At 71.8% G+C, this 14,470-nt stretch carries 12 protein-coding genes; 3 read left to right on the top strand and 9 right to left on the bottom strand.

Annotated features, from left to right (window positions below):
• Genes ABT294_RS20115 through ABT294_RS20105 form a run of 3 tightly spaced genes read right to left on the bottom strand, consistent with a single transcriptional unit; the run spans position 1 to position 2,584 of the window.
• Entirely contained in the window at positions 1–504 is a 504-nt protein-coding gene (locus tag ABT294_RS20115; RefSeq protein ID WP_350807527.1) for a hypothetical protein, read from the bottom strand.
• The gene (locus ABT294_RS20110; protein ID WP_350807526.1) at positions 501–1,913 is read right to left on the bottom strand and encodes an ATP-binding protein; all 1,413 of its coding nucleotides are present in this window, start codon (positions 1,911–1,913) and stop codon (positions 501–503) included. Before ABT294_RS20110 ends, ABT294_RS20115 begins: the two co-directional genes overlap by 4 nt.
• Complete coding sequence (locus tag ABT294_RS20105; protein ID WP_350807525.1) at positions 1,910–2,584, bottom strand: response regulator; 675 nt, start codon at positions 2,582–2,584, stop codon at positions 1,910–1,912. Before ABT294_RS20105 ends, ABT294_RS20110 begins: the two co-directional genes overlap by 4 nt.
• 339 nt (positions 2,585–2,923) lie before the next feature.
• On the opposite strand from ABT294_RS20105, the gene ABT294_RS20100 reads away from it, so the two are divergent.
• Positions 2,924–3,559, top strand: a complete 636-nt coding sequence (locus ABT294_RS20100; RefSeq protein WP_350807524.1) for an aggregation-promoting factor C-terminal-like domain-containing protein — start codon at positions 2,924–2,926, stop codon at positions 3,557–3,559.
• Positions 3,560–3,630: 71 nt separating this feature from the next.
• Positions 3,631–5,628, top strand: a complete 1,998-nt coding sequence (locus ABT294_RS20095) for a glycosyltransferase family 2 protein (protein ID WP_350807523.1) — start codon at positions 3,631–3,633, stop codon at positions 5,626–5,628.
• Here ABT294_RS20095 and ABT294_RS20090 read toward each other — a convergent pair.
• From ABT294_RS20090 to ABT294_RS20070, 5 genes are read right to left on the bottom strand one after another with little or no spacing between them, the layout of a single operon-like run.
• Entirely contained in the window at positions 5,618–6,763 is a 1,146-nt protein-coding gene (locus ABT294_RS20090; protein ID WP_350807522.1) for an alpha/beta hydrolase family protein, read from the bottom strand. The two genes, ABT294_RS20095 and ABT294_RS20090, sit on opposite strands and share 11 nt — an antisense overlap.
• Complete coding sequence (locus ABT294_RS20085; RefSeq protein ID WP_350807521.1) at positions 6,763–7,758, bottom strand: alpha/beta fold hydrolase; 996 nt, start codon at positions 7,756–7,758, stop codon at positions 6,763–6,765. Before ABT294_RS20085 ends, ABT294_RS20090 begins: the two co-directional genes overlap by 1 nt.
• The gene (locus ABT294_RS20080) at positions 7,755–9,026 is read right to left on the bottom strand and encodes an MFS transporter (protein ID WP_350807519.1); all 1,272 of its coding nucleotides are present in this window, start codon (positions 9,024–9,026) and stop codon (positions 7,755–7,757) included. Before ABT294_RS20080 ends, ABT294_RS20085 begins: the two co-directional genes overlap by 4 nt.
• Positions 9,027–9,084: 58 nt before the next feature.
• Entirely contained in the window at positions 9,085–10,944 is a 1,860-nt protein-coding gene (locus ABT294_RS20075; RefSeq protein ID WP_350807518.1) for a helix-turn-helix domain-containing protein, read from the bottom strand.
• A 52-nt stretch (positions 10,945–10,996) separates the two neighbouring features.
• Entirely contained in the window at positions 10,997–11,749 is a 753-nt protein-coding gene (locus ABT294_RS20070; RefSeq protein WP_350807517.1) for a 3-hydroxybutyrate dehydrogenase, read from the bottom strand.
• Between the two features lie 286 nt (positions 11,750–12,035).
• Here ABT294_RS20070 and trpD point away from each other — a divergent pair, with 286 nt between their 5' ends.
• Positions 12,036–13,073 carry an anthranilate phosphoribosyltransferase gene (trpD, locus tag ABT294_RS20065; protein ID WP_350807516.1) on the top strand — a complete coding sequence of 346 codons (1,038 nt, stop codon included), beginning with the start codon at positions 12,036–12,038 and terminating at the stop codon, positions 13,071–13,073.
• Here trpD and ABT294_RS20060 read toward each other — a convergent pair.
• Entirely contained in the window at positions 13,070–14,470 is a 1,401-nt protein-coding gene (locus tag ABT294_RS20060; RefSeq protein ID WP_350807515.1) for a class II fumarate hydratase, read from the bottom strand. The genes trpD and ABT294_RS20060 overlap by 4 nt on opposite strands.

The raw sequence follows: 14,470 nt of genomic DNA, 5'->3' as shown, positions 1-14,470 counted from the left end.
TCACCTCAGGTCGCCGCAGATGAACCGCCCTTCCATCTTGGAGGGGCGGTTCGCGTACCTGTGGACGATCTGGACCTGCTCGAAGGCGGCGTCCTGCTGGGCGGTGCAGACGATCTGCGCCTTGGCCTCCTTGCTCAGCTCGCCCTCGCCCTTGACGTAGACGGTGAGGGTGGAGGTGCGCGGCAGCTGGACCTCGTCACGCTTGATGGGGTTGAGCGAGTCGGAGATGCCCTCCAGGGTGAAGCCGCGCAGCGCGGTGTCGCGGTCGCCGAGCGGCGCGCTGGACGCGGCGAAGAGGGCGTTGAGGAGGCTGTCGACCCTGTCGGACGTCACGTTGGCGGGCTCCAGCGTCAGCTTGCCGTCCTTGAGCAGGTAGATCGTCTTGGACGGCGGCGGCACGGTGATCGTGGGCGGCTTGGCCCGGTCCTCGACGTCCGAGGGCGTGATGCCGCAGGCCGCCACCGCCAGCAGCGCGGCCGCCGCGAGGAGCTGACCGGCTGTCATCCGTGCGGCAGCCAGACCGTGAACAGGGTGCCGGGCTCCTGCCTGCGCACCGAGATCGTCCCGCCGTGCAGGTGGACGTTGGCCCGCGCGATGGCCAGGCCGAGGCCGCTGCCCTGGCTGCGGGCCCGCCCCGCGCCCGCCTTGAAGAAGCGGTCGAAGACGTGCGGCAGGGCCTCCTCCGGGATGCCCTTGCCGTGGTCGCGCACCTTCACCTCCAGGCCGTTCTCGGTGCCCCTGGCGCTGACCAGGACGGGGGGCAGGCCGTGCTTGAGCGCGTTGCCGACGAGGTTGGCCACGATGACGTCGAACCTCCTCGGGTCGAGGTTGACCGTCAGGCTCTGGGAGGCGTTCACCCGCACCTGGTCGCTCCAGCCTCTCACCTCCAGGCAGTCCTGGACCGCGTCGGCCACGTTGACCGGTTCCAGGTTGAGCGTGGCGGTGCCCGCGTCGAAGCGGCTGATCTCGATGAGGTGCTCGACCAGCTCGCGCAGCCGCTCGATCTCGCCGAGCACCAGCCTGACCGCCTCGGCGGGGGCGTCCGGCAGCCGTTTGGCCTCGTCGGAGAGCATGTCGGCGACGGCGGTCATCGCGGTGAGCGGGGTGCGCAGCTCGTGCGAGACGTCGGCGACGAACCGGCGCGACATCGCCTCCAGCGACCGCAGCTCGGCCACGCTCAGCTCCAGCGCCGCCGCCGCGTCGTTGAACAGCGCGGACAGCCCGGCCAGCTCGTCGTGCCCGCTCACGGGCAGACGCGTGTCGAGGCGGCCCTCGCCGAGCGCCTGGGCCGCCGCGCTGAGCCGCCTGACCGGCAGCAGCACCTGTCTGGCCGACAGCAGCGCCACGACCAGCGCGATCAGCAGGATGACCACGCCTGCCTGGGTGAACGTGGTGCGCAGGGCGGCGAGCTGGGCCTCCTCGTCGTGCAGCGGGAAGAAGACGAACACGCGCAGCCCGGTGGGCTCAGGGAAGCCGCTGTCCGCCCGGTAGACCTCGGCGCCGATGATCAGCCAGAGCTCGTCGTGGATGACCTTGCGCTGGCTGACGACGCCCTGCTTGGCCCGTCCGTACAGCTCGTTGGGCACGTTGGCCATGGTCAGCTGGCCCTCGGCGTAGGCCAGGTCGCGGTACTCGACGATGACGCTCCTGCCCGGCCCGCTCAGCGCCGCGGACACGGTGGCCAGCTCGGTCGTGGTGGGCGCGGCCTCGCCGGGCCTGAGCCTGCCGACGGGGAAGGCGATCCGCTCCAGCTCTCTGGTCACCAGGTCGATCGAGCTGTTCTCGGCCCGCTCGATCAGCGCCCCCTTGGCCAGCTCGAAGCCGATGGTGGCGACCAGCACCGACGCTCCCACGGCGACCAGCGTGAAGGTGATGACCAGGCGCGCCCGGAGCCCGGTCGGCAGCCGGATCACGGGGGGCTGAAGCGGTAGCCGAATCCGCGGACGGTGTGGATGAAGACCGGCTCGGCCGGCCTCGGCTCGATCTTCGCCCGTACGCGCTGCACGCAGGCGTCGACGAGCCGGGAGTCGGCGACGTGGGTGTGGTCCCAGACCGCCCGCAGCAGATAGCGGCGGTTGAGCACCTGGCCCGGGTGCCGCACCAGCTCCAGCAGCAGCCGCAGCTCGGTGGGCGTCAGGTGGATCTCCTTGCTGCCCAGGGTGACCTTGAGCGCGCCCCGGTCGATCATGAGGTCGCCGAACGAGATCCGGTCGGACGCCGCCGACTCGGCCCTGCGCAGGACGGCTCTGATGCGCGCGTCCAGGACTCTCGGCTCGACCGGCTTGACCACGTAGTCGTCGGCGCCCGCCTCCAGGCCGACCACCACGTCGAGGTCGTCGCCGCGGGCGGTGAGCAGGATGACGGGGAGCTGGTCCAGTCTGCGGATGCGGCGGCACACCTCGACGCCGTCGATGCCGGGCAGCATGACGTCCAGGATGGCGATCTCGGGCCTGCGCGACCTGATGTGGTCGAGCGCCTCCTCGCCCGTCCCGTAGGACGTCACGGAATGGCCCTGCCTGGTCAGCGCCAGCTCCAGGGCCGTACGCACCGAGGGGTCGTCTTCGACGAGGAGGATGCCAGCCACGCGCACATTATTCTTCCATGTCGTGTATATCCGTGTTGTGTCATGAAACTGTGACATGCCACTCACGTGATCCCGAAGAAGCCGGGGCAGCCTGAAAGCGGTCCTCCCTTCGGCGGTGGGGCCCGAAGGGCGGGCCCTCTTTGTTGTGACCAACATCACAGCGAACGGGAAAGCCTGCCCTAACCTGCTGATTAGTCAATGGAACGCCAACCGAATGTCCCGTTTCGGTTGCGGACCACCCCCCAGGACAGGGCAAGCTCATGGATCGTGAGCCCAGGTCCGCAGTTGAGTGAGCGCCAGACGCAGGAGACCCCCCGCTCGACACGCCGATCCTCGCGGGTGAGCGTGAAGCGGGTCGCCATCATCGCCGTGGCCGCCGCGGCCGTCATCGGCGGCGGCGGGTTCGTCGCCTACCGTGCCGTCCAGAACGCCGACATCGTTCGCGACCCGCTCACGCCCCAGGACTTCGGCAAGATCGCGTCGGGCGACCTCAGCGCCCCCGACCCCGAGAACGACGCGCTCAAGGACGCGGCGGCCCAGAAGTACCGGGCCGACAAGCTCAAGGAGGGCCGCGACGGCGGCAAGTCCAAGCTCGACTGGGTCGAGGTGAAGAAGCCCCCCACCAGCGACGGCTTCCCGCCCGCCACCTTCCCGCCGGGCAGCAACCCCTCGCCCGGCAGCAACAAGGGCGTCGCCAAGAGCATGCTCGCCTCGGCGGGCTTCGGCGCCGACCAGTGGGGCTGCCTCGAACGGCTCTGGATGAAGGAGAGCGGCTGGAACGAGCGGGCCATGAACCGCTACTCCGGCGCCTACGGCATCCCGCAGGCCCTGCCTGGCAGCAAGATGGCCAGCGCGGGCGGCGACTGGCAGACCAACGCCGCCACCCAGATCAAGTGGGGCCTCGCCTACATCAAGGGCAGGTACGGCACGCCGTGCGGCGCGTGGGGCCACTCGCAGGCCACGGGTTGGTACTGACAGGTCATCTTTTCCTTCTGCAATCGGCAAGCCGCCGGGCCACCTGATGTATGACGGCGCACGCTGGCCGCATGGGTGTGAAGGTCAGCGTGATCGTGAGTGTCCACAACCCGGGCGATACGGCCGACGCGTGCATCCGCTCCGTCCTGGAGCAGACCCTGCGGGCCGAGGAGTACGAGGTCGTCTTCGTGGACGACGGGTCCACGGACGGCATCGCCGAGCGGCTCGACACCGTCGCCGCGGTCCGCAGGAACGTCAGGGTCCTGCACCTGCCGCACTCGGGCTCCCCGATGGTCGGGCGCAACGTCGCGCTGGCCGCGGCCAAGGGTGAGTACGTCTACCTGATGGACCAGCGGGACCGGCTGGAGCGCGACGCGCTGCACCGCATGTACGAGCGGGCCGTCGAGACCGACGCCGACGTGCTGATCGGCCGCCTGGTCCGCGACAGCGGGCCGCCCGTGCCCGGCTTCGAGCGCAGCAAGGCCCGCGCCGACATCCTGCGTGACCGGCTGCTCACCCTGATCACGCCGCACAAGCTCTACCGCCGCGCCTTCCTGGAGGAGCACGAGCTGGGCTTCGCCGTGCCCGGCGGGCGGATCGCCGAGCAGGCGTTCGTGGTGCGGGCCTACCTCCAGGCCAAGGTCATCGCGGTGCTCGCCGACCAGCCCTGCTGCCACCTGGGCGAGCGGGCGGAGCCCGAGGAGGACCCGCAGGTCGTGGTGGCCGAGCTGCGCGCCCTGCTGTCCGCGATCGACGAGCACGTGGGCGAGGGACGCCCGCGCGAGCGCATGTACGGCTACTGGTACCGCTCGACCGTCCTGCGCCCGCTACTCAGCCAGCGCTTCGCCACCTCCTCCGTGGACAGGGGCCTGCACTTCAGGCTGGTCAGGGAGCTCATGGAGGAGCGCTTCCCCGAGCGGCTCGACCGCCACCTGCCCGTCCACTACCGGGCCCTGGCCACGCTCGTCCGCGCCGGGCGGCTGGACCAGGTCGTCGTCCTGGCCAACTCCTCCAAGCGGGCGGGCCTGCTCGCCGATCTGAACGAGGTCCGGTGGGACGCGCACGTCCTGGTGCTCGGCCTGACCGTGGAGGTGCTGGCCGGTGACGGCGAGCCCACCAGGTTCCGGACGGACGGCGACCGGCTGTACTGGTCCCCGCCCCGGTCCATCGACGACGACCTGCTGCCCGACAGCGTCAAGGACGTCACCGCGGCCGTCGAGCGGGCCCGCATCGAGGTGTACGTGCGGCACGCCGAGACCGGCGTCGTCCACTTCCTCCCGGTGGCCTACCAGGTGGAGCACGTCCCGGACGGCCGCCGCCATGTCCGCGTGCAGATCGCCGGCGAGGCCAGGGTGGACGTGACGGTCGCGGCGCTCGGCGAGCCGCTCAAGTCCGGCCAGTGGGAGGTGCACGTGCGCATGTACGGCGGCGCCCACCAGGCCAGGAGCCGCGTGCGACGCCCCGAGGGCCCGCTCAACTGCCTCGGCGTGCTGGCCCAGCGGCCCAGGACGCGGCTCGTGGTGCCCTGCTGGACGGACGCCGGAGAGCTGGGCCTGGCCGTCGAGCCGCGCTCGTTCTCCGAGTCGATCGCGCTCGTGTCGCCAGGCGTGACGCTCAGACAGCAGGACAGCCACCTGTACGTCGTGCTGCCCGTCCCGTACGTGCCGCCGAGCGGCGGGCCGCCGGTGGAGCTGGTGCTGCGCAGCGCCGCCAGGAGCGACCACGAGTTGACCGTGCCCGCGCTGGTCGAGCCGGGCGTGCCAGGCAGGTTCGCCGGGCAGCTGGTGGCCAAGGTCCCGGTCAAGCGGATGCTGGCGGGCAAGGACGCGCTCGGCCCCGGTCTCTGGCTGTTGTCGCTGCGCACCGCCGACGACGAGACCGGGCTGCGGTTCGGGCTGGAGATGCGCAGGGGCAGGGTCACGGTGCGTCCCTCGGCCATGGTGACCCCCGAGCGGCGCTCGCCGCTCGGCCGCGACACCAGGCTGCACAGGCTGGGCCGCCGCCTGCCCGGCGCGCGGCACATCGTGCGCCTGGCGCGCGCGGGCAAGCACCGCTACCTCAAGGACTGACCCACTCCTCCAGCTCGGCGAACGCGCTCCTGAAGGCCGGGAGCATCGGCTTGAGCTTGTCGGGGTAGGCGTCGACCAGGCTGTCGAGGTGATTGCCGCCCTCGATCCGGTGGTAGCGGAACGGCCGGTGCGGGCCGACCATCTTCGCGTACACGTCCGAGTCGCGGGCGATCGGCAGCAGCGTGTCGAGCGTGCCGTGGATGGTGATCAGCGGCTTGGTGATCCGGCCGGTCAACGCGATCTTCGCGACGGCCGCGTAAGGCTTGCGCGCGTCGTAGTCGTAGTCGGCCGCGGCGCCCTCGTACGAGGGGTCCAGCTCCTTCTGGTGGAGCTGCTGGGTGAGCTCCCAGTAGTGCTGCCGGTGGAACGGCCACAGGAACTCCGAGCCCTCGGCGAACCCGGCCGCGAGCACCCCTGACTGGTCCGGGTACGCCTTGAGCGCCTTCGGCAGGTAGTTGAGCAGGTTGTCGCCCTTGACCCGCCAGAGCGTGCCCTCCCAGTCGACGCCGCCGTCGTACAGCCGGCCCCGGTTCTCCAGCTGCCACCTGACGAGGTAGCCGCCGTTGGAGATCCCGGCCATGAACGTCCGCTCGGGCGACCTGCCGTACCGCTGCCTGACGACGGCCTTGGCGGCGACCGCGAGCTGGGTGACGCGCTCGTTCCACTCGGCGATCGCGTCGCCGGGCCGGCGGCCGTCGGTGTGGAAGCCGACGCCCGTGTTGCCCTTGTCGGTGGCGGCGAACGCGTACCCCTTCGACAGGACCCAGTCGGAGATCGTGTAGTCGTTGGCGTACTGCTCCCTGTTGCCGGGGGTGCCCGACACCACCAGCCCGCCGGTCCAGTTCTCCGGCAGCCTGATCACGAACTGGGCGTCGTGGTTCCAGCCGTGGTTGGTGTTGGTGGTGGACGTGTCGGGGAAGTAGCCGTCGATCTGGATGCCGGGCACCCCGGTCGGATTGACCGTGGCCGCCGAGTGCAGGCCGGCCCAGTCGGCCGGGTCGGTGTGCCCGGTCGCGACGGTGCCCGCGGTGGTCAGGTCGTCCAGCCTGGCGACGACCGCGCGCTCGGCGCCCGGCACGGTGAGCTGCTGCACGGGCGTGAGCAGGCTCGCGACCAGGGTGAGGGCGACCAACATCAGGCCTCCCTGAGGTGCTCTGCCAGCAGCCGCTGGAACTCGGCCGGGTGTTCCAGGTGCGGGCTGTGGCCGCACTCGTCGAGCACGGCCTCGCGGTAGCGGCCGTACCGCTCCAGGACGGCCCTGGTCTGGCTGACCATCGGCTGGGCCGGCGTCCCCGGCGAGCCGGGCACCACGCCGAGCGCGCCCAGGTGGGCCAGGTCGAACAGGGAGGTGTCGGAGACGATCACGTCGTCGGCGCCCCTGATCCACAGGATCGCCGGCTTGGGGTCGATCTCGTGCAGGTCGTCCAGCCGGAAGTTGGTCGGGGCGATGGCGTTCAGCACGCCGCGCTTGCCGGGCGACACGCCGGGCCACTCGGCCGACCCCGCGGCGTCGCCGGGGTAGTTCGCCTCGCCGACGTGCGTGGTGAGCATCGACCGGACGTAGAAGCCCTCGTCGGGGACGGGGTTCTTGACGTACGAGCTACGGAAGACCGACAGCGGGGAGGTCGGCGCTTCGGCGGAGACGTCGCCCACGCTCAGCCGGGCCACGAAGTCGGGGTTGGCGGCGCCCGCGCCCGCGCCCGTCCCGTCGGGGTGCGTCAGCCGGCCGTCGGCGCCCTCGGTCCCGCCGAACCCGTACGGCGAGATGGGGTTGACCAGGGTGACGGACCTGACGGCCGCGGGACGGTCGCGCAGCATCTGCAGCACGACGCCGCCGCCCAGGCTCCACCCGACCAGGTGGACGCCGTCCAGCTCCAGCGCGTCCACCAGCTCCAGCAGGTCGTCGGAGAAGTCGCGCAGCCCGCGGGCGGCGTCGACGGGCGCGGGGTCGGTGCCGCCGAACCCGCGCAGGTCCACCGCGAGCGGCCGGCAACCCTGCGGGAGGGCGGCCATGCTGTCGCGCCAGAAGGCGGCGGATGAGACGTTGCCGTGCACGAACAGGACGGGCTCGCCGCTCCTGCCCTCGACGGTCATGACGTGCTGCGTGAGCCGGGGGGTGGTGACGTTCACGCGTGGATCCTCTCGGCCAGGTCGCGGCCCTGGGTCTCCTTGGCGGCGAAGACCGCGACGAGGGTGAGCACGGCCGCCAGACCGAGGTAGACGGAGATCGGCAGGGCGCTGGAGTAGCTCTTGAGCAGGGCCACCGCGATGATCGGGGCGAGGGCTCCCGCCACGATCGCCGACAGCTGGGCGCCGATGGACACCCCGGTGTACCGCATCCTCGTCCCGAACAGCTCGGAGAAGAAGGCCGCCTGCGGGCCGTACATCATGCCGTGGAAGAGCAGGCCCACGGTGACGGCGAGCGTGATGGCCAGGAAGTTGCCGGTGTCGACCAGCGGGAAGAACGCGAAGATCCACAGCCCGATCCCGGCGGCGCCCGCCAGGTAGATCGGGCGGCGGCCGATCCGGTCCGACAGCGCGCCCCACATCGGGATCGTCACGAAGTGGATGGCCGAGGCGATGAGCACGGCGTTGAGCACGGTGGAGTTGTCGAGCTTGTTGGTCTTGGCGTAGGTGATGACGAAGACCGTGAGCAGGTAGAAGGAGATGTTCTCCGCCAGCCTGGCGCCGATCGCGGTGATCACGTCCCGCCAGTGGTGGCGCAGCACGCCCACGATCGGCGCGGTCTCCACCGGCTCGGCCTGCTGGAACACCGGCGACTCGGTGATCGACAGCCGGATCCACAGGCCGATCAGCACCAGCACGCCCGACAGCAGGAACGGGACCCGCCAGCCCCAGGCGAGGAACGCCTCGTCCGACTGCCAGGCGGCCAGCGCCGCCAGCACGCCGGTGGCCAGCAGGTTGCCGCCGGGCGCGCCCGCCTGCGGCCAGGAGGCCCAGAAGCCGCGCCGCCCCGCCTCGCCGTGCTCGGAGACGATCAGCACCGCGCCGCCCCACTCGCCGCCCAGCGCGAAGCCCTGCACCAGCCGGAGGGTGGTCAGCAGCAGCGGGGCCGCCGCGCCGACGGCCGCGTGGGTGGGCAGGCAGCCGATGAGGAAGGTGGCGGCGCCCATCATCAGCAGGCTGACGACCAGCAGCGTCTTGCGGCCGAGCCGGTCGCCGAAATGGCCGAAGACCAGGCCGCCGAGCGGGCGGGCGATGAATCCGACGGCGTAGGTGAGGAACGCCAGCAGCGTCCCGGTGAGCGGGTCGGCGTCGGGGAAGAAGAGCTTGTTGAACACCAGGGCGGCTGCCGAGCCGTACAGGAAGAAGTCGTACCACTCGATGGTGGTGCCGATCAGGCTCGCGGCGACGATCTTCTTGATGGAAGTGGCCATGCCGGTCACGCTAGGGAGTGACCGGCGTCACTCATATGGGGCCGGAGCCCACAGTCTGTCAGGTTGATGTGTGGCCGAGCCGGTGCAGCCGGAGGGCGAGCTGGATCTCCAGGGCCCGCTCCGGCTCCAGCCAGCCGTCGCCGAGCAGCTTGCCGACGCGGTCGAGGCGCTGGGTGACGGTGTTGACGTGGATGTGCATGGCCTCGGCGGTCCGCGAGGGCGAACCGCCCGAGCCGAAGTAGGCCGTGAGGGTGCCGGCCAGCGCCGTGCCCCTGCGCGCGTCGTAGTCGATCACCGGGCCGAGCACCGAGGTGACGAAGCCCGTCACGTCCCGTCCGTCGCCGATCAGCAGGCCGACGAAGCCCAGCTCGGACGCGCTCGCGCCGTCTCCGGCGCGGCCCAGCGCGCTGAGCGCCTCGGCGCAGCGCCGCGCCTCCAGGTAGGCGGTCCCGACCCCGATGGCGCCGTTCCCCGCCGCCCTCGACGCGCCCGCCGTGGCGGGGCTGTGCAGGGACGCGGTCAGGTCGGCGGCCACGCGGCGAGCCACGGCGCCCGCGTCCTGCCCCGGCAGCAGCAGCACCACCTCGCCGGCCCTGGCGGCGGCGAGCCCGTGGCGGAGCGCGGCCTGGGAGGAGGCCCAGAAGGCGGCGCGCTCGCGCTGCCCGTCGTGCCTGGCCACCACCACGACGTGCGGCGCGGACAGGTCGACGCCCAGCCTGCGCGCCCGGTCGGCCAGCCCCGGCGAGCCGGGACGGGAGATCAGGTCGTCGAGCAGCTCGCCGCGCACCCGGCCCTCCGCCTCCGCGACACTCCGGCGGAACAGCAGCAGCAGCGCGCACACCAGCGCGGCACGCTCCAGGATGCGCTCGTCGGCGTCGTCGCTGCGCAGGATCAGCGTGCACAGCGGCTCCCCGCCGACGTCCACGGACGCGATCAGCAGGTCCGCCCTGCGCACGGTGCGGCCGAGCGCCCGCGACGCCTGCGCGGCCTCGAACACGCCCGTGTCCAGCTCGCCCACGCTGCCGCTGAGCGGCCCGTTGATCGGCCTGCCCAGGTCGTCGAGGACGGCCAGCGAGCCGCCGAGCACGTCGGTCACCACGGCGGCCACGTCCTCGATGCCGCCGCCACGCAGGACCAGCGAGGTCATCCTGTCGTGGGCGAGCGCGGCCCGTTCGACGGCGTCGCCGTGCTCCCTGGCGGTGCGGTGCGCGGCCGACAGCTCCTCAAGCGCGTTCCTCGTCTCCTGGAGCAGCCTGGCGTTGTCGATCGCGACCGACGCGTGCGCCGCCAGGCTGGCCAGCAGCGACACCTCCTCCTGGTGGAACGGCCTGGCGCTGCGGTTCGCCGCGAACAGCACGCCGATCACCCGCTGGCCCAGCCGCAGCGGCACGCCCAGGATCGCGACCAGGCCCTCCTCCTCGACGGCCTCGTCGATGTGGCTCTTGTGCCGGAAGCGGGCGTCGGCGAAGTAGTCGGCCGTCGAGTACGGCGTCGCCGTCTGCGCCACCAGCCCGCCCAGCCCCGCCCCCATGGCCAGCCGCAGCGCCCGGAACTTGGCCGAGATCGAGCCGTCGGTGACCTGCATGTACGTGTCGCCCCTGGCGGGATCGTGCAGGGTGAGGTAGGCGGTGTCGGTCGCCAGCAGCTGCCTGGCGCGGTGCACGATCGCCTCCAGCACCGCGTCCAGGTCGCGCAGCGCCGCCAGGTCGCCGGCCGTGTCGTACAGCGCCGACAGCTCGGCCTCGCGCCTGGCCCTGCGTTTCAGCAGCGCCCGCACCTGCAGCGCCTCGACCTTGGCCTTCTCCAGCTCCTCGATCGTGGCGGGGTCGGCGCCCTCGGCCCGCGCCTGGATGATGGGCCCCTCGAACTCCACCGCCGAGGCCTCCCTGGCGAGCAGTTCCAGGAAGCGCCTGCTCATGGCCTCACTCCGTGGGGCGGACTCAGCCGCCGGATGCCGCCGCCTCGCACCACTAGCGCGCCGTCCAGCCGCCGTCGACGGGCAGCGACACGCCGGTGATGAACGACCCGCTCGGCCCGCACAGGTAGGCGACCAGCTCGGCCACCTCCTCCGGCTCGATCAGCCGCTTGACGGCCGCGGGTTCCAGCATGATGTCCTCGACCACCTGTTCGGGCGGGATGCCGTGCACCTTGGCCTGGTCGGCGATCTGCCCCTCCACCAGCTCGGTCCGGACGTAGGCGGGGCACACGCAGGTGGACGTCACCCCGTGCGCCGCCCCTTCGAGCGCCAGCACCTTGGACAGGCCCTCCAGCGCGTGCTTGGCCGTCGTGTAGGCCGACTTGTACGGCGAAGCCCGCAGCCCGTGCACCGACGAGATGTTGACGATCCGGCCCCAGCCTCTGTCGTACATCCCCGGCAGGACGTGCCGGGCGATCAGGAACGGCGCCTCGACCATGACCCTGAGCATGGCGGAGAACACCTCGGGCGGGAACTCCTCGACCGGCGCCACGTGCTGGAACCCGGCGTTGTTCACCACGATGTCCACCGGCCCGTCAGGCAGCCGCTCCAGGAAGCCCGGCTCGCCCAGATCGGCCACCACGGGCACCCCGCCGATCTCGGCGGCCACCTTCTCGGCCGGCTCCGACCTCCGGTCCACTACCAGCACCTTCGCCCCGCCGGCGGCCAGCCGTCTCGCGCACGCGGCCCCGATCCCGCCCCCGGCCCCCGTCACCAGCGCAGTCCGCCCAGTCAGCTCCTTCGCCATGCTCCGACCCTAGGCGGTCGCGGGGCGTGGACGCATGGGTGCAGACGACATAGATCGCCACCGTCCTATGTGGTCTTCGCGGGATGGTCCGCCCGGTCAGTCTTGCCCAGGCGCCTGCTACGGTTGGCCCGTGAACGCGTTCGCATACTCGTGGTGGCCCGCCTCCTAGGCGGTCCCACCGGCGCACGCGCATCCCGGCCGCCTCGACGAGGCGGCCGTTGGCATTTCCGGACGTCCCGTCGGGCATCTCAGACGAAGTCGAGCATCTCAGACGAAAGGGCGTCACGTGACAACCTGGCCAGCACTGCTCAGCACGCTCCTCGACGGCGCATCGCTCACCTCCCAGCAGGCCTCCTGGGCCATGGGACAGATCATGTCCGGCGCGGCGAGCGACGCCCAGATCGCCGCCTTCGCCGTCGCCATGCGGGCCAAGGGCGAGACCGTGGCGGAGGTGGCCGGGCTCGCTGACGGCATGCTCGCCCGGTCGGCGGCGATCCGGATCCCCGGCGACCCGGTGGACCTCGTCGGCACAGGCGGCGACCGCGCGAACACGGTCAACGTCTCGACCATGGCGGCCATCGTCGCGGCGGCGGCCGGGGCCAAGGTGGTCAAGCACGGGGGAAGGTCGGCGTCCTCGTCGGCGGGCGCGGCGGACGTCCTGGAGGAGCTCGGCGTCCGGATCGACCTGTCCGCGGCGGGCGTGGCGCGGGTGGCCGAGGAGGTGGGGATCACGTTCCTGTTCGCCCCCACCTTCCACCCGGCGTTCAAACGGACGTCGGGGCCGCGCCGCGAGCTAGGGGTCCCCACGGTCTTCAACTTCCTCGGGCCGCTCACCAACCCCGCGCTCCCGGCCGCGCAGGCGGTGGGCACCTTCCACCCGCGGATGGCCGAGGTGATCGCCGGCGTCCTCGCCGAACGCGGCGGCTCGTCCCTGGTCTTCCGCGGCGACGACGGCCTGGACGAACTGACCACCACCGGCCCCTCGACGGTCTGGGTGGTGCGCCGGGGAAGGGCCACCCAGACCCGGTTCGACCCGGCCGACCTGTCCGTTCCCCGGGCCACCGTCGAGGCTCTCAGGGGCGGCGACGCCCGGCACAACGCCGAGGTGGCCCGCGCCCTGCTGGCGGGCAGGCCGGGCCCGGTGCGCGAGATCGTCCTGCTGAACGCGGCGGCCGCCCTGGTGGCCGCTGACGGCGCCCCGCCCCCGGCCGAGCTCACCGCCGCCCTGGCGGACGCCCGCAAGCGGGCCGCCGACGCCGTCGACTCGGGAGCCGCGGCCGCCCTCCTGGACCGCTGGAGCCTCGCCTCCCAGCGCGCCGCCTAGTCTCGCGACTGCCGGGGCCGCGTCATCGACATCACGTCGAGGAGGTCGTCGAGCTGGGCTTCCGTGACCTTGCCCGAGGTCACGTGCCCGCGCTCGACGACCACCTCGCGGATCGTCTTGCGCTCCTTCAGCGCCTGCTTGGCCACCTCGGCCGCCTCCTCGTAGCCGAGGTACCTGTTCAGCGGCGTGACGATCGACGGCGACGACTCGGCGTACTCCCGCAGCCGCTCCACGTTCGCCGTGATGCCCGACACGCACCGGTCCGCGAGCAGCCGCGAGACGTTCGCCAGCAGCCGGATCGACTCCAGGATGTTCCGCGCGATCACCGGGAGCTGCACGTTCAGCTCGAAGCTGCCCGAGGCCCCCGCGAACGTGATGGCCGCGTCGTTGCCGATGACCTGCGCCGCCACCATCGCCGTGGCCTCGGGGATCACCGGGTTGACCTTGCCGGGCATGATGGACGAGCCGGGCTGCAGATCGGGCAGGTTGATCTCGCCGAGCCCCGCGCGGGGCCCCGAGCCCATCCACCGGAGGTCGTTGGCGATCTTGTTGAGCGAGACGGCCACCACTTTGAGCTGGCCCGACAGCTCGACGATGGAGTCCTGGGCGCCCTGCGCCTCGAAGTGGTCCAGCGCCTCGCGGAAGGAGATACCGGTCGCCTCCCGCAGCTTCGTGATCGCCTTCTCGGCGAACCCGGGCGGTGTGTTGATGCCGGTGCCCACCGCGGTGCCGCCCAGCGGCAACTCCAGTACGTGCCCCAGCGCCGACTTCACGCGTACCGCGCCGTGCTCCACCTGCGAGGCGTACCCGCCGAACTCCTGGCCGAGCGTCACCGGGGTGGCGTCCATCAGGTGGGTCCGCCCGGACTTCACCACGCCGTCGAACTGGATCGCCTTGGCCCGCAGCGTCGTCGCCAGGTGTTCCAGCGACGGCAGCAGATGGTAGGCGACCTCGGTCGCCGCGGCTACGTGGATCGAGGTCGGGAAGACGTCGTTGGACGACTGCGACGCGTTCACGTGGTCGTTCGGGTGCACGGGACGGCCCAGCCGCTCCTGCGCCAGTGTCGCGATCACCTCGTTGGCGTTCATGTTCGACGAGGTGCCCGAGCCGGTCTGGAAGACGTCGATCGGGAAGTCCGCGTCGTGCTCGTTCTCGGCGACGTCCGCGGCGGCCTGCGCGATCGCCTCGGCCATGTCCTTGTCGATCACGCCGAGCTCCGCGTTGACCTCCGCGGCGACCGCCTTGATCAGCCCGAGCGCGGCGATGTGCGACGGTTCCAGCGGCCGTCCTGAGATCGGGAAGTTCTCCACGGCCCGCTGGGTCTGAGCACGCCACCTGGCCCCGGCGGGGACGCGGACCTCGCCCATCGAGTCATGCTCGATTCTGAACTCGCTCAT

The sequence above is a fragment of the Nonomuraea sp. NPDC000554 genome (assembly GCF_040300065.1).
Lineage (GTDB): Bacteria > Actinomycetota > Actinomycetes > Streptosporangiales > Streptosporangiaceae > Nonomuraea.
This window is presented reverse-complemented; position numbering and strand designations above follow the sequence as displayed.